The organism is Mesorhizobium sp. L-8-10 (assembly GCF_016756635.1).
In the GTDB taxonomy this organism is placed as follows: Bacteria; Pseudomonadota; Alphaproteobacteria; order Rhizobiales; family Rhizobiaceae.
In genome coordinates this window covers 7308525-7328646 of sequence record NZ_AP023263.1, presented here as the reverse complement: position 1 = coordinate 7328646, position 20122 = coordinate 7308525, and the positions used below count along the sequence as shown (strand labels likewise).

The 20122-nt window shown below is 57.5% G+C and carries 14 protein-coding genes and 5 pseudogenes; 14 read left to right on the top strand and 5 right to left on the bottom strand.

The window, feature by feature from the left end; all coding sequences use genetic code 11:
* Window positions 1–269: 269 nt before the first annotated feature.
* Window positions 270–1673 (bottom strand): aspartate aminotransferase family protein, encoded by a 1404-nt coding sequence (locus tag JN280_RS34170; protein WP_202308719.1) that lies wholly within the window; start codon window positions 1671–1673, stop codon window positions 270–272.
* Window positions 1674–1685: 12 nt separating this feature from the next.
* On the bottom strand, window positions 1686–3164 hold the full coding sequence (locus JN280_RS34165; protein WP_202308718.1) for an NAD-dependent succinate-semialdehyde dehydrogenase: 1479 nt from the start codon (window positions 3162–3164) through the stop codon (window positions 1686–1688).
* Between the two features lie 338 nt (window positions 3165–3502).
* On the opposite strand from JN280_RS34165, the gene JN280_RS34160 reads away from it, so the two are divergent.
* The 14 genes and pseudogenes from JN280_RS34160 (at window position 3503) to JN280_RS34105 (ending at window position 16664) form a co-directional block, all read left to right on the top strand.
* Complete coding sequence (locus tag JN280_RS34160) at window positions 3503–4597, top strand: IS5 family transposase (RefSeq protein ID WP_202308717.1); 1095 nt, start codon at window positions 3503–3505, stop codon at window positions 4595–4597.
* Complete coding sequence (locus JN280_RS39735) at window positions 4594–4806, top strand: hypothetical protein (protein WP_244742480.1); 213 nt, start codon at window positions 4594–4596, stop codon at window positions 4804–4806. The genes JN280_RS34160 and JN280_RS39735 overlap by 4 nt, the downstream gene beginning before the upstream one ends.
* Before the next feature lies 1 nt (window position 4807).
* Window positions 4808–4939, top strand: a complete 132-nt coding sequence (locus tag JN280_RS40055; protein WP_274609048.1) for a hypothetical protein — start codon at window positions 4808–4810, stop codon at window positions 4937–4939.
* A gap of 554 nt (window positions 4940–5493) precedes the next feature.
* Window positions 5494–6345: an alpha/beta fold hydrolase gene (locus JN280_RS34150; RefSeq protein WP_202308716.1), complete on the top strand. Its 852-nt coding sequence runs from the start codon at window positions 5494–5496 to the stop codon at window positions 6343–6345.
* A gap of 1102 nt (window positions 6346–7447) precedes the next feature.
* Entirely contained in the window at window positions 7448–7591 is a 144-nt protein-coding gene (locus tag JN280_RS34145; protein ID WP_202308715.1) for a hypothetical protein, read from the top strand.
* Between the two features lie 75 nt (window positions 7592–7666).
* A complete protein-coding gene (gene ehuB / locus JN280_RS34140) occupies window positions 7667–8557 on the top strand; it encodes an ectoine/hydroxyectoine ABC transporter substrate-binding protein EhuB (RefSeq protein ID WP_244742477.1) in 891 nt (296 codons plus the stop codon).
* Window positions 8558–8652: 95 nt separating this feature from the next.
* A complete protein-coding gene (gene ehuC, locus JN280_RS34135; protein WP_202308714.1) occupies window positions 8653–9312 on the top strand; it encodes an ectoine/hydroxyectoine ABC transporter permease subunit EhuC in 660 nt (219 codons plus the stop codon).
* Window positions 9309–9977, top strand: coding sequence for an ectoine/hydroxyectoine ABC transporter permease subunit EhuD (gene ehuD / locus JN280_RS34130; protein ID WP_202308713.1), 669 nt, complete (start codon window positions 9309–9311; stop codon window positions 9975–9977). The genes ehuC and ehuD overlap by 4 nt, the downstream gene beginning before the upstream one ends.
* A gap of 9 nt (window positions 9978–9986) precedes the next feature.
* A complete protein-coding gene (gene ehuA, locus JN280_RS34125; RefSeq protein WP_202308712.1) occupies window positions 9987–10763 on the top strand; it encodes an ectoine/hydroxyectoine ABC transporter ATP-binding protein EhuA in 777 nt (258 codons plus the stop codon).
* Window positions 10764–11045: 282 nt separating this feature from the next.
* Window positions 11046–11573: pseudogene (locus tag JN280_RS34120) on the top strand (amino acid ABC transporter ATP-binding protein); the annotation flags it as partial.
* 151 nt (window positions 11574–11724) lie between these two features.
* Window positions 11725–12765, top strand: coding sequence for a succinylglutamate desuccinylase/aspartoacylase domain-containing protein (locus tag JN280_RS34115; RefSeq protein WP_202308710.1), 1041 nt, complete (start codon window positions 11725–11727; stop codon window positions 12763–12765).
* 31 nt (window positions 12766–12796) lie between these two features.
* Window positions 12797–14212 carry an amidohydrolase family protein gene (locus JN280_RS34110; protein WP_244742475.1) on the top strand — a complete coding sequence of 472 codons (1416 nt, stop codon included), beginning with the start codon at window positions 12797–12799 and terminating at the stop codon, window positions 14210–14212.
* Between the two features lie 395 nt (window positions 14213–14607).
* Window positions 14608–14820: pseudogene (locus JN280_RS39730) on the top strand (DUF6429 family protein); the annotation flags it as partial.
* 608 nt (window positions 14821–15428) lie between these two features.
* Window positions 15429–16664 (top strand): ATP-grasp domain-containing protein, encoded by a 1236-nt coding sequence (locus JN280_RS34105; RefSeq protein ID WP_202308709.1) that lies wholly within the window; start codon window positions 15429–15431, stop codon window positions 16662–16664.
* A gap of 179 nt (window positions 16665–16843) precedes the next feature.
* Here JN280_RS34105 and JN280_RS34100 read toward each other — a convergent pair.
* The 3 pseudogenes from JN280_RS34100 to JN280_RS34090 form a co-directional block, all read right to left on the bottom strand.
* Window positions 16844–17604: pseudogene (locus tag JN280_RS34100) on the bottom strand (transposase); the annotation flags it as partial.
* A 268-nt stretch (window positions 17605–17872) separates the two neighbouring features.
* A pseudogene (locus JN280_RS34095) lies at window positions 17873–18884 on the bottom strand (IS110 family transposase).
* Between the two features lie 86 nt (window positions 18885–18970).
* A pseudogene (locus JN280_RS34090) lies at window positions 18971–19597 on the bottom strand (transposase); the annotation flags it as partial.
* Window positions 19598–20122: the final 525 nt, after the last annotated feature.

Genomic DNA, 20122 nt, shown 5'->3' with positions numbered 1-20122 from the left:
GCAGCTTGTTACCGTGGAGGTAGTCAAGGGACAGCCACCGCCGATCTTTCGACCGCGCAAGAAGAGCAGCATGGAAAAATCGAGCTTGGCGGCGTCCCTCGACTGCGGATCGAGAGTATCGACACCATGCGCTCGGCCGGATCCTGGATGTGCTGGGGCGGCCGATCTGTCCCGAACGGCGTGAAGGCGTGGCTGGCCACTGGTTATACGGACATGTGCAAGGCTTCTCCGGCCTCGCATTGATGGTGCAGGAGACGTCGAAGCGTGTTTCAGATGATGTGGCCATCCCGGACGAGCTCGTCCATGACTGAGCGGACAGCGTTTTCGGCGATTGCAGCGATCTCTTCGACTTCTGCCTTGGTTGCTACGAGCGGCGGGGCGAAGCCGAGAATGTCGCCATGCGGCATAGCGCGAGCGATAAGACCACGGTCACGGGCTGCCTTAGAAATTCGTGCTCCAACCTTGAGCGTCGGATCAAAGCGCTTCTTGGTTTTGCGATCGGCCACGAACTCGATCGCGCCCATAAGGCCGACCCCGCGTACTTCACCGACGATCGACAACTGAGCGAATTTTTCCTTCAGTTGCGCCTGAAAAAACGCGCCGACGTCACGAGCATTGCCAGGGAGGTCCTCTTTCTCGACAATGTCGAGAACCGCGTTGGCCGCCGCGGCTCCGATCGGGTGACCCGAGTAGGTATAGCCGTGGGAGAATGCGCCAACCCTGTCAGCGCCGTCTTCCAAAACCTTGTAGACCTTCTCGCCAACGATCGCGCCGGAGAGTGGGAAATAGGCTGATGTTAGCCCCTTCGCGATCGTAATTAGGTCTGGTTCGATGCCATAATGCTGCGAGCCGAACATGGAACCCGTTCGGCCAAAGCCGGTGATCACTTCATCGGCGATGAGCAGTATGTCGTGCTTTCTCAGAACGGTTTGGACGGCCTCCCAATACCCTTCCGGCGGAGGCGTGATGCCGCCTGTGCCGAGCACCGGCTCACCGATGAAGGCGCCGACATTGTCCGGGCCTAGACGTTCGATCAGCAGGTCCAGCTCGGCGGCGCGGCGAGCGGAGAATTCGCGCTCGGTCTCGCCCGGGTTTGCGCCCCAGTAATGATGCGGAACACCTGTGTGAACGACCTGCGGCAGCGGCAGGTCCATATGGTCATGATAAAAACTCATTCCCGTCATCGAGCCGGACACGACGCTACAGCCATGATAGCCGCGCTCGCGCGAGATGATCTTTTTCTTGTTCGGCTTGCCCCGAAGATTGTTGTAGTACCAGACCAGTTTGGCCTGCGTCTCGTTGGCGTCCGAGCCGGACATGCCGTAAAAAATCTTGCTCATCTTACCTGGCGTCATTTTCACGAGACGGTCAGACAAAATTGCAAGTTCGTCGGTCGTGTGCGCGGCGTAGGAATGGTAATAGGCGAGACGGTGAGCTTGGCGGGAGATCGCCTCCGCGACTTCGGTGCGGCCGTAGCCGACGTTGACGCAGTATAGGCCAGCGAAGCCGTCGATGAACTGGTTCCCATGCGCATCCTGGATGCGGATGCCTTTGCCCGTTTCGATGATCGTTGGATCACCAAGCTTGCCGGTAGCGAAATCCCTGAGCTGCGTGAAAGGATGCAGGACAGAGTTCCTGTCCTTCTCGCTGATTTCTTTGATGTTGATCGTCATTAACGCATCCTCTTATGCTGCAAGATCTCCGAAACACGTGTATTTTGGTTCCAGATACTCGGCAATGCCGTGTTTGGAGCCTTCCCGGCCGAGGCCGGACTGTTTCCATCCGCCGAAGGGGATGGGCGCTCCCGTAAATTTGGCGGTATTGACCGCCACCATGCCGTATTCGAGCCGGTCGGTGAGCCGCATCGCGCGGTTAAGGTCTCGGGTGTAAACATACGCCGCAAGGCCCATCTCCGAGTTGTTCGCGCGCGCGAGCACCTCCGCTTCGTCTTCGAAGGGCAGGATTGCAGCCACAGGCCCGAACGTTTCTTCTTTTGCAACCCGCATTTCGTCGGTCACATCCGCGAGCACTGTCGGCGTCACGAAGTTCCCGCCAAAAGGGTTATCCTGTGCCCCGGCTACCATTCGTGCCCCGGCTGAAAGAGCCTCGGAGATCTGCTGCCTGCATTTTTCGGCACCGGACGCCTTGGTCATTGGACCAATGTCGACGCCGGGCTCCAATCCGTGTCCGACTTTCAGTTTGCTGGTGGCCTTGCCGAATTCTTCTACGAAACGGTCATAGACTCGCTGCTGAACGTAAATCCTGTTTGCTGCCAGACAGTCCTGGCCGGATGTAGCGAACTTGGCTGCCATGCAGCCAGCGACCGCAGCTTCCATCGGCACGTCGTCGAAAAGGATGAACGGAGCATTGCCGCCAAGTTCGAGCGAAGCTTTTTTGACAGTCTTTGCGGACTGCTCCAGAAGGATTCGGCCAACTTCGGTCGAGCCCGTAAAAGAGAATGCGCGCACATCGGTATGCTCCAACAGCCGCTTGGCAAGTGGCGGAGCTTCGCCGGTTATCACTTGAAACACGCCGGCGGGGATTCCTGCGTCCTCGGCAAGGCGGGCAAGCGCGAGCGCCGACAAGGGCGTTTCCGGCGCGGGCTTTACAATCATGGTGCAGCCTGCGGCTAGCGCGGCTCCAGCTTTTCTGGTGATCATTGCCGAGGGAAAATTCCATGGAGTGATAGCAACGGTCACTCCTATCGGCTGCATCTGAACGGCCAACCGACTTGCGACGAGATGGCTGGGAATTGTCTCGCCGTAAGCTCGCTCGCCCTCCGCTGCAAACCAGTCAAGGAAGCTTGCGGCATATGAGATTTCGCCCCGAGCTTCCGTGATGGGCTTGCCTTGCTCGACTGTCATAATGACGGCCAGGTCTTCCGTATTTTTGCGCATTCCTGCCGCCCACCGTCGGAGGAATCCGCCCCGTTCTGAAGGGGGCAGGTCGCGCCACTGCAGGAATGCGCTTCTTGCAAAATAGACCGCATTATCGACATCAGACATTTCGCACGCAGCCACTCGAGCCAACTCTTCACCGGTGGCAGGATCAACAACCGCGACGGTTTGCGACTTCGAGAGCCAAAGGCCGTTCAGATACGCGCCTCTTTGCAAAAGGTCCGACCGTTTGAGGCCCTTTAATGCAGCGATTGCTGAACCGTTCATCTATGGCTCCGAGTCGGGCGTTCAATTTCACCGAAACTAGCCTTGTAAAATCGTCGAATGGCTGCGCAAATGCGGCCATTAAGCCCTTTTTCTGCGATTATTGAGGTGTCCACGAATATATCCCGCTTTGCGGGGCTGCTGAGTTGCCGTTGATCGAACAACAGATGAATTTTCCGCCGCGTTTAGATTGCGCCGCTTACACTTGCATAACATCGCAACGTCGGTTCGGGGGCGGAGCGTCGATGCAAGCGCGCCGTTACTAGCAGGCTGTTGAAAAAGGGCTCGCGACAGTCTCAGGTTCGTGATTCACTCTGACCACGAAGAGGTGGGAGTGAGTCGTGCGGGGTGGTGACGGACAGACGGGCGAACTGTTCAGCTACGTGGACCTCGAGGCTCGGGTGCGGCGCGATCATCCGTTGCGCCGTATTCGGGCGATTGTGAATGAGGCGCTTTCGGCGTTGGAGCGGGAGTTTGCGGCGCTGTACTCGCCGATTGGGCGGCCGTCGATCCCACCGGAGAAGCTGCTGCGAGCGATGCTGCTGCAGGCGTTCTACTCGATCCGCTCGGAGCGGCTGTTGATGGAGCGGCTGGAATACGACCTTCTGTTCCGCTGGTTCGTCGGGATTGGCGTCGACGATGCGGCCTGGGATCATTCGGTGTTCTCCAAGAACCGTGACCGGCTGCTGGAGGGCGACATCGCTGCAAAGTTCCTGGCGGCGGTGCTGGCGCAACCCAAGGTGAAGAAGCTTCTGTCGACGGATCACTTCTCGGTCGACGGCACGCTGATCGAGGCCTGGGCGTCGATGAAGAGCGTCAAGCCGAAGGACGGCCCAAGCGGTGGTCATGGCGAGCCGCCGGCAGACGGCGGCGGACGCAATGCGGAAGCGGACTTCCACGGCGAGAGGCGATCGAACGAGACGCACGCCTCGACCACCGACCCCGACGCCAGGCTCTATCGCAAAGGGCGGGGCAAGGAGGCGAAGCTCTGCTTCATGGGGCATGGGCTGATGGAGAACCGCCATGGCCTTCTGGTCGACGCCTGCCTGACGTTTGCCGACGGGCATGCCGAGCGGGTGGCGGCCCTGCACATGATCGAACCGCGTGCGGACCGTCCGCAAACAATCACACTCGGTGCCGACAAGGCTTATGACGCGCAGGACTTCATCAATGAGCTGAAGGTGACGCCGCATGTGGCGCAGAACACCGGCGGCCGGAGTTCGGCGATCGACGGGCGCACGACGCGGCATAGCGGCTATGCTGTCAGTCAGCGTATTCGCAAGCGCATTGAAGAGGCGTTCGGATGGATCAAGACGGTCGCCGGACAGGCGAAGACGAAGTTGCGTGGCCGCGACCGCGTCGGATGGGCCTTCACTTTCAACGCCGCCGCCTACAATCTCGTGCGGTTGCCGAAGCTGCTGGCGGTGCCGACATGATCGCACCTGCCGGCTGTCAACTGATCGGCCGCTGGCGGATCATCGAAGCTGACCTGTGGGATCGCGGCTATCTCGACCTCGGCGGACCCGCCACGATCACCATTGGGGCCGACAACCACGGTGAGATCGCCTTTGGCGCCCTGCAAGCCGGCCCTCGATCTCGGGTACGGGCCCTCAATGGTCTTCTTCACATGGGCCGGCTTCGATGAGATGGACGAAGTCACTGGCGACGGCTCCGCAGAATTGCTCGACGACGGCTCGATCGGCATCACCTTCGCCTATCGCAACGGCGAAGAGGCTATCCTCAAGGCTAAACGTGATCCTTCTTCAACAGCCTGCTAGCGCTGTAGCGAGTGACCGGCGAGCCGGTGGTCATCGGCGTTTTCCGGAAAAGTTCGGTTGTGACGCCAGCCCACGAAGGACCAGCGAATGACGGGCCCTGCGCACGCTTGTAGCGAGAATCCCGGGGTGCCGACCAGACAGGCCGAAGGTGCCGAAAATGGCGACGTGTAGTCTACATGGCCCCCCGAGGGACCATCGCGCCGAACTCCACTCGACGAATCCTATCTGGCGTCGCAAACGCGATCAAGCGGCGCAGCCATTCGTCGGAAACTTCCCGAACGACGATCGGATCGCGTGCCTGATCGCCACGCGCTCCATCATGGACGAACTTCGTTCGAAGAATGGAAGTTTTTGAAGCAGTGGACCAATGCACCAACGCCACGCTATTAGCAATTGTGCCTTAAGTGCGTAGGTAACGAGAAAACGCCGATTTCTTGCGTCGATTGAGGAATATTCGCATAAATCGCTCGATTGAGCTGGTAGATTCACTCGAGCGGTCCGCCCCGAATAAGATCAATGCCGGCCTGAATGTGGCCTGTTTGCCGGGAGAAATAATGATCACTGAACACTGCATATCGGTTGGTGGTATCACGACTTCGTATTGCGAGAACGGAGCCGGTGCGCCAATTATATTCGTACACGGTGCCGGCTTCGGCACTGAGGGAAAGAGTTCCTTTGTTCGGCAGATGAATGGGCTATCCGCGCAATTTAGGGTGATCGCGGTTGATCAGCTCCATTTCGGGAGGACAGATTATCCGGCCGATCGCAAATATGTTAACCGGCTTGGTCGCGTCGATCATGTGATAGGTTTTATCGAAGCGCTGGGCTTAAGGCAGATTACGCTGGTTGGCAATTCAGAAGGATCATTCGTCGCTGCTCGGGTAGCGATCGTGCGTCCTGATCTGGTTTCAAAGCTTGTACTTCTGACCGCCAACTCCGTATCGCCGTCGTTTGGAGACGACCGTGATGAGGCCTGGATGCGGGCCTGTCAGCAGGCTTACAACTATTCTACCCAAATGCCGAGCGAAGAGGAATACATCGCCGCGTACCAGAAAGGCTGCCGCGCCTACGGGGAAGATTTGGAAGACGCTAAGCGAGAGGCTTATCGGCGCGCGGCGGAGCGCGGACAGTGGGAGATCTTCCAGAACCGGCCCGAAGAAGAGATCGTTCTGCGTCTCTATGTGGTGCTGCAGCAAAAATACATCTTCCCTTACCTTGATCGGCTTCAGGCCAAAACGTTGATTATCTGGTCCAAGAACGACCCCACCGTCACCCCGGATCACGGGCTGAAGCTTGCAAAGCTGATCAGGAATTCGGATTTCCACCTGCTGAACAATGCAGGGCATGCCATCCATATCGACCGGAGCGAAGCCGTGAACAGGCTCATCCGTCAATGGCATGGGTAGATCAACAGCGAAGGCGAACTGCCATGTGGTCGACCCTCAGCCACGGCTCGGCGATGTCCAACTGGTCTGGCTATTGCTGCGCAACCAAGCGGCTTTAACGTTGCTAGCTGCTTCCATAAACCTGTCCCGCACAACGCGGCCGCTTCAGGAAGGCCATACGGGCGCTCCTCCGGGCAACTGGCGGTCACGCTCTGGAAGTATGTGGCCGCCAGTGTGGTTATCGAAGGAGCGGTCGTCTTGAAAGTCAGGTATCGGCGTTTCTACAGATGAGATTGCCGCCCATAGCGTTTGTGGCATGGTCGCGTCGGTCGCGCGATCGGAGCTGGAAAGGCTTATGGCAAAATTGGAGCACCCACAGCGACACAGTGAGTTATCTTCACAGCCTCTGCGGCAGCTCCTGATCTATATCCACGCGAACCGCCGTGCGATCGTCAACTTCGGAGAGCGCTACCGAGCCGGACCTGGCGTTGCGACCACTCTCGCCGATTCGGCGGTAAATTCGCCTTTGGCGGGCGGATGCTCAAGAGGCAGCAGATGCGCTGTTCCGTGGATGGTGCGCAGATGCTCTTGCCGATTTGGACTGCCGATATCAATGGCAAGCTTCGCAATATTCTTAGCGGCAGGATTTCGCGAGCCAGAGCCGAATGTGCCCACAATTTAAAGCCTAAGCCGCCCGTTTTGCGCGCCGCCAAAACCCAGCAGAATTGCCGTCTCCGCAGGAAATTTAAGGCCAGCGATACCGCTGCTGAGCCAAGTTATCCTAGGCCGCTCTTAGCCCATCTCAAATCCAGATGGCCACGATACGCAAACTGAATTTGACGTAGGTAGTCGCGCGACTGATCATAGTTGAATGAATGCTCCTGGTATGCATCTAGCAAATAAGCGCGAATCAACGGAGGAACTCGTAAAGGGGAGCTGAACGATTACAATCTCTCGACGTGAACCCACTAAGGCGGGCCCGGCAGCTGGAGCGGCTCTTTCGATCTCGTCGGTCCTGGTGGCGCAGCCTGCGCAAACCGCTGCACGCGCTGTGCGGATGGTGAAGTGCCTGCAGGTCTTCGATTCGATCTAGGCTGCGACGAACATCCCAGCCGACTATGGCATGGCGATTTACTACACGCTGTTTTCGCTTTTCGCCGCCGCCGTAGGTATTGGCCAAGTGGGCGTTGCCAGCGACAACAAGACTTATAAGTTCCAGAACGGTATAGTCTATGTGGCACGCGACATCGAACCGCGATTTTGCTAGCAAGAGACCCCCCGCGTGATAATTTGTCGCAACACGTGGATACGGGCGGCAAAAACAACAACGGAGGAGTTACTGATGAAAAAGTGGCAAGAACTCACGAGCAGAAATTTTTACCTTAGACATGCGATCCTGAGGCGAATGGCTGCGCTCGGCATAGCCGCGATGGCAATCGCCTCGTTTGTTGGTTCGGCCTCCGCGCAGTCGCTGCTAGACAAGATCAAACACGGAGAGACGATCCGGATCGGCTTTTCCAACCAGGCTCCCTGGGCCTATCCGGGCGAGAACAACGAGCCGCTCGGCTTCGTCAATGCGATGACGCTTGATATTCTGAAGAAGTTGGGCACGACCAAGGTCGAGTCGGTTGTGACCGAGTGGGGCTCGCTCGTCCCCGGCCTCCAGGCCGGTCGATTCGATATCATCACCGGCGGAATGTACATTCTGCCCGAACGCTGCCCTAATGTGCTGTTCACTGATCCGATCGGCACGGTCACAGAAGGGCTCGTCGTGCCGAAGGGCAACCCGAAGGGACTGCACTCCTACCAGGACATTCGCGACAAGGGCCTCATCTACGTAACCGGAGCCGGCTACGATTCGGTGCCAACCGCAAAAAAGATCGGCATCCCTGATGACAAGATTATGCAGGTCGCCGGTGATACTGAGATTGTCCAAGCTGTGAAGGTCGGCCGCGCCGATGCCGGCGGCGGTAACTATTTGAGCATTAAGGGCTTGATCGAAAAAGGGGAGGGTGACTTCATCGAGCTCGCCGACCCATTCACCTCACCTACCAAGCCCGGCTATCCCGCCTTCGCCTTCTCGCCAAATGAGCGGGCCGCAGCCGATGCCTTCAACGCCGTGCTGAAAGACTATCTCGGCTCTGACGAGATGATGTCGTCGGTTGGGAAATATGGATACGATAAAAAGATGTTGCCGGACGGCACCCCAACTGCTGATCTTTGCAAAGGTTGAAGCTAAGCTAAGAATCAACACTAAGGCGTCGGACCGCTTCCCGGCCTCAGCAAGGAAACGGTCCGACGAGCTCGGACATAGGGGAGAGCGAACACGTGCTCAGGTTCAGCGTGGCCGTGTTGGCGAAGGGCGTATTGATCACCTTGATCGTGACCCTCGGAGCTTCCTTGGTGGCGACCATTCTGGGGCTGATCGTCGGCATAGTCCGGGTGTCCCCCCTGCGGCCGCTTCGCTGGTTCAGCATCGCCTATATCGAGTTCTTCCGTGGCACCTCGCTGCTGGTGCAGCTCTACTGGTGGTTCTTTGTTCTGCCGGTTTTCGGAGTCACGTTGTCAGCGTGGACGGTCGCCATCTTGGGCATCGGGATTCACATCTCCGGTTACCTTGCAGAGGTGGTGCGCGGCGCCATCCAAGGGGTCAATCGCGGCCAGTATGAAGCGAGCATCGCGCTCAACTTCCAATGGCTCACGATGATGCGCCGGATCCTGCTGCCGCAGGCGATGCGCGCCATGCTGCCGACCTGGGGCAACATGCTGATAGAGCTTCTTAAGGGTACCTCGCTCGTGTTCTTCATCACGATCCCCGAGTTTACGACCGCCTCCAAGTTGGCGGCCGACGCGACCGGCAACTACCTGCTGTTCTTCGCCGTGGCGCTGTTTGGCTATTATGTCATCGCGCGAGCGCTGATCACACCGTTTGTGCGCTGGCTTGAGCGCAGGCTGTCGCGTGGCTTCGTGCAGGATGCACTGGAATGAGTATATGGGACTGGTCTTACGTTTGGAAGGCGCTGCCGTACCTCTATAGCGGCGCGATCGTCACGATTCAGGCCACGGTGATCGGTTTCACGATCGCGTTGGCGCTGGGCCTGGTCTTTGCGCTGATCCGGCAGTCTCCTAATCGGTACGTATCCACCGTTATGACGGAGATAATCGAGTTCAACCGCTCAACGCCATTGCTGCTGCAGGTTTTCTTTCTCTATTTCGTCGGACCTCAATTCGGCGTTTTCATTCCTGCCTGGATTGCCGGCGTCGGCATGCTTGGTATTCACTACGCCGCTTATTGCTCGGAGTGCTTCCGCGCGGGCATTGAGAATGTGGATGGCGGCCAGTGGGAGGCCTGCACAGCGCTCAACCTGTCGCGGCGCCGCACCTGGAGCGCGATCATCTTGCCGCAGGCCATTCCGCCGATGGTGCCGACGTTAGGCAACTACCTCATTGGTATGATCAAGGACACGCCGATACTCGCAGCGATCGCCATCCTGGAGATGCTGCAGCAGGCTAAGAATTTCGGTGCGGAGCACTACCGCTTCATAGAGGCAATCTCCATGACCGGATTCTTCTATCTGGTCTTCAGCCTTGTGGCGTCGGCGATCGTCCAGACAGTCAGCTTCTGGCTCAACCGCCGCCTCCATTTGCATTAGGAATTCGTAATGAGTATGCCAATTGTCCGCTTCGAGAATGTTATAAAACGCTACGGAGCGCTGACGGTGTTGGACGGGCTAAACCTCGAGATCGGGCGCAATGAAAAAGTGTCTATCATCGGCCCGTCCGGATCCGGCAAGACAACCGTTCTGCGAATGCTGATGACGCTCGAGCGGATCAACGGCGGGGTCATCTATGTAGACGGGGAGCCCTTAACGCATGAACTACGCAACGGGAAGATGGTGCCGGCAAGCGAAAGGCATCTGAGGCACGTGCGCGGTAAGATTGGCATGGTCTTCCAGCACTTCAACCTATTCCCGCATCTGACAGCTTTGCAGAATTGTACGGAGGCACCCGTCTCCGTGCTCGGTTTGCCGAAGAAGCAAGCCGAAGACCGCGCGGCCGAGTTGCTAGAAATGGTGGGCCTCGGCGACAAGAAGGGGCACTACCCGATTCAGCTTTCCGGCGGACAGAAACAGCGCGTCGCCATCGCCCGTGCGCTCGCCATGCGGCCGAAGGTCATGTTATTCGACGAAGTGACATCGGCGCTCGACCCAGAACTCGTTGGCGAAGTGCTCAACGTGATCCGAAAGCTCGGCACCGAACACGATCTCACAATGTTGATGGTCACCCACCAGATGGGCTTCGCTAAGGAGTTTTCGGATCGCGTCTGCTTTTTCTATGGCGGCAAGATTGTTGAACAGGGAAGCCCTGATCAGCTGTTCAACAACCCGCAGAACGAACGGACCCAGCAATTCCTCAGTGCCGTGCTAGAGGCGAGGTAAAGGTGGAGGTTCAACCGATATCCCGTGCAGCCGCGCCGTGCATTGGCGCTAGGGCGACTGCTGTCTCCTTGGGAACAGGCTCTGGCTATCTGAAAACACGATGGTTCCATCCGGGACATTCTATTGGCGCATTGAACAAAGTCTGGCGCATACTCTCGCACAGGCGTTAGATTATGAAAGCTGAACAATGAGCGAAGTGCCGCACCTTGCGTTTGATCTCAACCAGCTTGGCAGGAGGGAAGGGCATCTTGTTGCCCTAACGCCGCCGACTGCGAAGCGTTAGCACGCGAGCGACATCTCCGTCGCGTGCGGGGAAAGATCGGCATGGTCTTCCAGCATTTCAATTTGTTTCCGCACATGACGGCACTGGAGAACTTCGATCCCGCGCCTCATTTTTCGAGAGCCCGAGCACCGAAACAGGTGCCTCGACACCCCCGGGCCGACCATTTCCAGCCTGAAAAGAAGGACAGCTTTCCCTTTCAGTTGTCAGGTGGGCAGAAGCAGCGTGTTGCGATCGCTCGTGCCCTCGCAATGGGTCCCAAGGTTATGCTCTTCGACGAAGTGACCTCCGCTTTCGATCCAGAATTGGTCGTCGAGTTTCTCAACCTTATCCCTAAGCTCGCCTCCGAGCATGACCTGACCATGCTGATGATTACCCACCAGATGGGTTTTGCGAAAGAGTTTTCGGATCGCGTCTGCTTCTTCCACGGTGGAAAGATTGTCGAAGAGGGCACGCCTGAGCAGATCTTCGTCCATCCTCAAAACGATCGCACTCGCCAATTCCTTAGTGCCGTTCTCGATGCAACCTGATTAAGTTTCGGGACGCGATCTCGCTCGTCGCATTACAGGTGGTGGTCAGGCACACAACGGCAACAGGAACTTCGGGAAAAACAGCTGATAAGAATCATGGACGACGCTGAAATCAATCGAGTTGCGTCGCTTCAAATAAACTGGGGGCAATATGAGCCAAGAACCGCATCTCACTTTTGACTTTGACGCGCTAGGTAGCAGCGCGGGGCATCTGATCATTCCCGGTGGTAGTGATCATGACGAGTTGCGAATACCCGTCAGCAGTATCAACCGAGGCTCGGGTCCGTGTGTGCTTATTACAGCTGGATGCCATGGCAATGAACTTGAAGGCCCGGTTGTTGCGCAGAGAATTCTGGAATGGCTTCCAGTGCATCTTCAGCGCGGTCGCGTGATTGTTGTCCCAGTCATTAATCCGCTCGCGCTGCGGTCGTTCACGAGGAACACGCCGGTCGATGGACTTAATCTCAATCGTACTTTTCCAGGACGTAGGGACGGTTCAATCACTGAGAGAACAGCGTACGCGATTTGCCGGCTCCTGCTGCCAGCTGCAGACGTCATCTTTGATCTGCACAGTTTCGGGCCACTGTGGAACTTCCCTCCCTCGACGACGACGATACCTATCGCAGACGCGAAGCTATTGTCCGACACAGTTAGAGTCGCCGAGTCCTTCAAGCTACCTATGACGATGGTGTGGGAGCATCCTGAGGCTCCTGGAATGTTCGATGTGATCGCTCACAACGGAGGCAAGATTTTCGTATGCCCGGAGTTCGGTGGCGGCATGGTGAATCCAAAGGATCTGGACATCTACGAAGCTGGTGTGCGGAACGCTCTGATTCATCTGGAATTAATCGGCGGGGAGTCGGAATACCCACTCTACCATGAAAAGCGGTCGGGGCGACTACTCGAAACCCGACGATCGTCCGACGAACTGAGTTCGCCAGTGGCGGGCATATTTGAACCGCGCTGTTCAGTACTAGACGAGGTCGAGGCAGGTGATGTCGTCGGACGGATATACCCGCTTGGCGATGGCGCCTCTGCGATGATCGAAATTCGCGCGCCGAACAAAGCAACCGTTTACGCGGTACGATCCAGTGCGTACGTCGATGCGCAAGAGCAAGTCGTGCTCTTCGCCAGAGATATGACCGATCATTCACTCGAATCCCTCCGACTGTCTGTTATTCCGTCGGCGTAGACTTCTCTAGAACCCAGGTTAGGTATTCACTGTGGAAAAATCTCTCAACAGCACGCACCCCAAGACATTCGCCGAAGGGCCGCCTCATATTCACCTGGATCACTTGCGCGAATTCAACGCTGTGCAGACAAATACATTTCATAAGCTATTCGAAGAGATTGACGCATTGCCGATAGATGACACGCATTGTCATTTAGTGACGACTGCTGATGCCCACACAACTCCACAGAAGTTTCTCGAACGCATCGCGCTATCTGGTTTCTCATTGCCTGGCTATTTTCCAGCTGGTGTATATGAAAAATGGTCGAGCTCGGACGAGGAAACCAAAAAGGCTCTCGACAAGGAATATGGTATCCAAGAGAGACTTGATTTCGTCACTCAGCACTTCTCTACAACAATATTCGTCAAATTCCTTTTGAAGGAGATGGCACAATTTCTTAGCTGTGAACCGCGGTTGGAAGCAGTGGTTGAAGCCAGAAATCAAAAGGGGCGCAATTATTGGGGCTACGTGAATAGCTTGTTCAGGGACGCCAATATAACCAACATCATGCTGGAAACTGGAATAACTGAAGGTGGTGGCGCCGCGGCCCTAGCGGAGTTTGAAGAAGCTATTATCCCTTGCAGGTCGCATCGGATAAGCCGCATCGAGACGATTCAGGATGAATTGTTTCCGCTGGATATGTCGTTCGATGATTTCGAGGCCAAATACAAAGCGCAGTTGGATTCCATACTCGACGGTACTGGAAATTACGGGAAACGAACCTTTGGTATGAAGTCTTATCTGTTGCCGTACATTGGCCTTATCAGGCCCCTACATGAGCGCGAACCCGCCGCCAGGTCATGGCAGTTGTTGCGCGAGAATTTCGCGAACCTCACATCATTGGGCCGCGAAGCGAGGGCGAAGGTCACCAAAGATCTATGCCGTTACACATTCACGTTGGCATTGGAAGAGTGTCTGAAGCGCGACATACCAATGCAAATACACGCCGGCGACGGCGAGCCCCCTGGGGTAATCCTACGGAATCAGGATCCCTTCTATCTCGAGGAGGTGGTGAGGTTCGATCGTGACCACGTCATGCGTATGCCGAAGATAATTCCACTGCATGCGGGATATCCGTCCGTGGAGAAGGCAGCTTGGATGAGCCACATTTATCCAAACTGTTACTTCGAACTCTCCGTAATGACCCCCTTTGTTCACCAAAATTTGCATCAGCGGTATGTCCAGATACTGGAGGCTGTGCCGATATCGAAAATACTTTATGCAAGCGATTCTTACAATCTGCCAGAATTATACTGGCTTGCCGGTCGGTGGGGTAAGCGATACTTGGCTAGGGCACTAGCTGACTATGTTTCTGGTGGAGCGTTGACCGCTGAAGAGGCTGTCGAAGCCGCCAGGATGATCTTCTATAAGAATAATCAGTCAATTTACAGGATGCCTAGGGCATAACGAGGCGTAATACCATCCTATACTGCATATCTATATATACCCGCTAGGGATACTCGCTCCTGTGAGTTGTTATTTGCGGCAGCAGACGGCAGAGGCGTAACGCCTCTGCCGAAATAAATGTGTCCACATTCAAACGCGTGGTGCGAGGACAATGCGATCGACTACCTCTTCGACCTACCGTATCCATCCGGTCGGGAAGGGCCGCCGCAGAAAGCTCTTCCTCCTGCCAAGCGCTCTCGCTGCTCCTGGTCTTGTCTCGCATCTGTGACGCCTCCGTGATTCGGCGTCACGGACAGAGTCACCGCAGATTCATACGGGCAATAGGCCCGCCGACGATGTGGGTAATCAGAAGGCGGCCAAGGCCGCTGTGGTGCTGTCTGTGTAAAGCTGCAGCGATAGAGATCGATAGCGACAAGATCGATTATGCGGTCCTGGCACTGTTTTGGCTGACCTTGCACAATGAACGGTGCGCCTGGAATGGCTTTGACTGGGACGTGACGGATCGACTTCACCGGAAGGGATTGATCGCCGACCCGGTCAACGAGGCAAAGTCTTTGGTGTTGACGGACGAGGGTCTTCGGCGCTCGGAGGAACTGTTTCGCGCGCTGTTACGCGGCCCACGCCATGAACGCCCGAGCGGGCCGCCAGTTCCATTGCAGCAGGCCGCGATCGCTAGATCGGCGCGGCGTTCTTCCCACGCTTGGCATTCGTGATCCAGTGCTTCGGGACGAAAAATCGCTGATTGCTACTCCGCCGTGTTGCGCGGCGACAGAGATAGCGTAAGCCAGGCTGAAACGCGCTGCAATCGGGTCCTTTGGGTTCCACTTTTGGGCCCGTGACTGGACCACATAACTTTCAGCGACGAGATGATTAACCTCGAGCTCAAGCGAAACAATATCGCCGCCCGTGAAGCTAGGCCGACAACCAAGTCGGGCCGGTGCGCGAGCGCTCGCCTTTAGGCTGACACCGCCCGTCAGCTTATGTTAAATCTCTGCGGGTCAATGGGTTGCTACCTCCGAAATTGTCCAGGACCTTCATGGCACATCGGCCGTGAGCAACACATCGCAACAAATCCTTCAAATAACTTTACCGAATCTTTGCAGCGCAGATAGCTGACAATGGTACCTTCACCGCAGGGTCCGAGTGAGGCACGAATAAGAGCCGGCGCCTGTTTACGCTCAGACGGCCGCACAGCACGCAACGGAGATCAACGCCAATGGCAAGAAGAGCGCTCATCCTGCTTGAAGGCCACAGGAGTATTGGTCTTCTATACGTGAAAGCAGCCCGACGCATGGATCTTCATCCAATTACCTTGTCGGCCGATCCAGCTTGCCACGACTATCTCGCGGCGGAAGGAATTGAGGCAATCCGTGTCGATACGGACGATCTCGATGCAGTGATCCGCGAATGTTCGCAGCTACGTGCGACCTATGACATTGCGGGCATTACTGGCTTTTCGGGCGCGGACGAGTCGGTCTACGCGACAGTTGGCAAGCTCTCCCGGCAGTTCGATCTACCCGGACCGAACCCCACATCCGTTGAAAGATGCTGCGACAAATTCACTCAACGTCAGCTCCTCGCGGAGGCGGGCGTTCCAATCCCTGCTTTTCGCTTGGCGGCGAACGCGACGGACATAGAAAGCGCCGCCGCTGACATCGGTCTGCCGGTGATCCTTAAGCCAGCGCTTGGCAGCGGCAGCAGCGGTGTCCGGTTGTGCCGCAATATCGATGAGGTAGCCGAACATACCACCTACCTATTGGGCGGGAAGCACATATGGCAGTCTTCGCCAAAGATACTGGTCGAAGAATTCGTTCAAGGTCCCTTTTATTGGGCTAATTTAATGGGCAATGAGATCATTGCGATTGGCGCGGGTGCCTTCGGCCGCCCCCCGCATTTCGTCTTTCGTGAGGTGACCTATCCGGCCCTGCTGACCGACGAGGAGCGTGAGCGCATCGCCGATGTTTCGCTGAGCTGTTTGCGAGCTCTCGGCCTTGGCTGGGGGCCAACGAACATTGAATTCCGGTGGACGAAGCGTGGCCCAGTCGTCATTGAAGTCAATCCGCGTCTTGTTGGCGGGGCCGATCCTCAACTGGTTCAGTTGGCTTATGGTGTCGACCTCATCACCGAGCACATCAAGCTCGTGGTCGGCGACGAATGGGACTTGCGCAGAAGGCATTCGCACACTGCGGCCGCGCGGTATCTGGTTCCTGATCGCGACGGCACCCTCGATCGGATTGATGGCGACAGTCGGGCGGCTGCAGTATCAGGTGTCGCCGAGGTGAAAATTTATGTGAGGCCTAAGACGCTGATCGTCAGGAAGGGCGATTACAGAGACCGCATCGGTCATGTCATAGCCGCTTCACCCAGCCTTGCTCAGACCAAGGCGATACTTCAGCGTGCAGTCGACATGATCGATTTGAGGATCACACCATTTGCGACCGTTGGCGAATAGGAACAAGCTGACACCTTGTAGACGCCCTGACGCGACGCGATCAACGCTCCTGTTTCGCGCGCCCGAAGACACCACGCAGCGAATGCCTGCCTCGGCCGGGCCTTCGCAAGCAGGTGCGAGTCCAGTGATGCTTCCGGTGGGCTCAACCGGCGGCCAGCGCAGGTGCAAGTTCCCACGCGTCATCGAGTTAGATTAGTCGGCCGTGAACAATGAGAGGGATCAGGCTTCGAGTTCTTTCGGCTGACTTTGTAGGCTGCGATGAGAAGCCACAAAAAACCCTTCAGCCACCTGAGCAGGAGGGAGAAGTTGTAGCCGGCGGCGGCCAGGATGGCGTTGAGGGCATCGCCCTGCTGGCCGGCGAAGTAGTTGAGGCCCATCCTGTGTTCGCTCTTGATGTGGCCGATGACGGGCTCGACCGCCGACCGCCGCCGCATCTGGCGCTTGATGGCCGGGGTGACGCGGCGTTTCTGGCCGCTGGTGAAGACCCTGAGCTTATGGCTCTGCGGTGCCTTGTGGCCGCAATAGCCGGCGTCGGCGAGGATGCGGCCGATCTCGTTGCCGATGGTCTTTTCCAGGTCGGGGATGACGCTTGCCAGCGTGTGGCCGTCATAGGAATTGCCGGGCAGCGCCTTTCATGCAGGGCGAACTGGCCGCCCTTGGAGCGCTTCAGCGTGGTGGCCACCGACACCTCCACCCCGAACTCGTAGGGCGTATGCGCCTTGCCCTTGCCGATGCATTCCACCTCGTGTGCGTGGAGGCTGTAGATCTTGCGGCCGCGCTGGCGCTGGCGTTGCTCGAGAACGGCGGCCTGGTAGAGCGGCCATTTGAAGAGCGCGTCCAGCCCCGCATCACCGGCGATCTGGCGACCAATGTCGCGAATGGTCCGGCCGAGATAAGTCTTGAGCCTGCGCAGCGCCTTGTTCGCCCGCTTGAACTTGTGTGGATGCCAGCCGTTTTGCAAGGAAGATTTGAACCTTTGAACGCGTGATCGAGAGCGGACTTGTGTCAGGCCTTTCGGGTGCGGCCATTTCACATGCCGCGGGCCGGTATGGTGATGCGCGGATCAGGTCCAAATCTGCTTGGCGAGCTCATGAGGCTCTCGTTCAAACACTGGTTTTCCTGACCCCGATCTGGTCGATCATTTGCCCATGCGGTTCTTGCCTTCCTCACATCCCCGACGTACCGGCTTCAGGTGCGCTGCTGAATGATCATGCGCGCACCATCGCCGGATTCCGGTAATCCTCTTGTTTCGTCAGCATGGCCCAGATGCCACGCGCCATCTTGTTGGCCAGCGCAATTGCCACCAGCATGCGCGGCTTCTTCGCCGTCATGCGGGCAAGCCAGGAACCCTCGGGCGCACCCTTCCGGGATGCCCATTGCACCACGGCCATGGCGCCGACGATGAGCAAGCGGCGAATGTCGCGCTGGCCCATCTTCGATGTTTTCCCCAGCCGTTGCTTGCCGCCGGTCGACTTCTGCAGCGGGACAGCCCAAGCCAAGCGGCAAAGTCACGGCCGCATTTGAATGTCTCCATCGGCGGCGCGAAGGTTTCGATGGCAAGGGCGGCGATGGGGCCGATACCGGGCATGGTCTGCAAGCGTTGCGATGTTTCAGCTTTCCTGGACAGCGCGTCGATCGTCTTCTTCAGTGCGTCGAGCCGGCCAGTCAGCTGGCCGATCCGGTCCAACACATCGCCGCAGATCTCACGGACCAGATCCGGCAGTTCCGTGTTCTCGTCCTCAACGACCTCTGCCAGACGCCGCAGGTGGCCGATGCCTTGCGGAGCAACATGGCCGAACTCGTAAAGGGCGCGCAAGGCGTTGACCAACTCGGTGCGCTGATTGACCAGCTGTTCGCGGGTGCGAAACACAATCGCCCGGGACTGCTGCTCCTCGCTCTTGGTCTCGACGAAGCGCATCGTTGGCCGCTGCGCCGCCTCGACGATCGCCTCCGCATCCGCTGCGTCGTTCTTCTGCCGCTTGATGAACGGTTTGACATAGCCAGGGGCAATCAGTTTCGGCTGATGGCCAAGCCGGGCCATCTCGCGAGCCCAGTAGTGGGAACTGCCGCACGCTTCCATCGCCACGATACATGTCGGATGACCCGCCATGAACTTGCAAAACTGCAGACGCGACAGCTTCCCGATCCGTCAGCTGCCGCCCCGTGCAGCTGAAAGGCGTTCTTTGCCAGATCGACCCCGATGATGGTAACCTTTTCCATGGATGCCTGCCTCTCCTTTGCGTGGCGCTAACACCACAATCTTGGCACATTGCGATGCCGTCGGAGAAGGCTGGCATCCACCCCATCTGCTTGGCGTGCGCATAGCGCTGGTGCTTGATCAGAGCCAGCTTGCCGACCCGCACATAGGTCTGGCGCAAATTGAGACCGGTCTTCTTTGCCAGCCGCACCAGCCGTTCGCGCGCCCGGTGGATGAGCTTGGCGTCGGTCGGGAACATGACGTTCTTCGGCTGCACGGTGGTGTCGACGATCACCTGTCGCGTGTCGGCCGGCTTCATCGCCCCGGTCTTGACCGCAAGGCTGAGGCTTTCCTGCAAGAGCGCGACGATCCGCTCCTCGCCCATGCGGTCCCGCCAGCGCGTCATCGATGAACGGTCGAAGGGCAGCGCATGGCAGAAGAACTCCTCGCCGCACAGATACTGGAAGTAGGGGTTCTCCACCCAGCGGGCGCACAGCACCTCGTCCGACAGGTCGAAGGTGTGCTTGAGGATCGCCAGCCCCGCCATCAGCCGGGTCGGCAGCGGCGGCATGCCCGGTCCGTCCGAATAGACGGCGCCGAAACGCTCCTCCAGAACCGGCCAGTCGATCGCCGGCGCCAGCCGCACCAGCTCGTGTTTCATGTTGATGATCTGATCGAGCCTGGAGCGGAACAGGTCCTGCTCTCCCGTCTCGCGCTTCTCGCGTGGCCTGGACACTCGCCGTCCCCTCGATTCGCCGCCGCCGAACCGAGTGAATCACGCTCCGCAGTACAAGGGAATCGCAAAAAGGAAAACAGCACAAAAATACTGCTAATCCTGCAATTCCAAAGCCGCTATCCGCCTCACTCAACATGCCAGATCAATGACTTGTAGATAGTTCACGGTCGACGAGTTAAGCATAGTAGCGGTAGTATGTACTTTGCTGTACCGCGCTGTTCGACCGCAGCAGTGAGATATTTCAATTGCTGGTGCAATAATAGTCGGGTGTTGTGTCCGGAGTTGAGTGCATCCGATCCCACAAGAAAATCGTCGTCGTGGTCAAGGTGCTCCTGCACTTATTCTCGGACCATTCCGCGGGTCACTCGCTTCTCTTCGCGGTCGGCGCTTTGGCCGCCGCATGATGGGATCAGGAGAGCGAGGCGTCTCAATCTGTTGAACGACCTTAGGAGAGTTCGTCCCAGGATCGTGCCTGCTAACGAGATCGCCATGCCACATCGTCCCCACGGGAACGATCCGGATCAC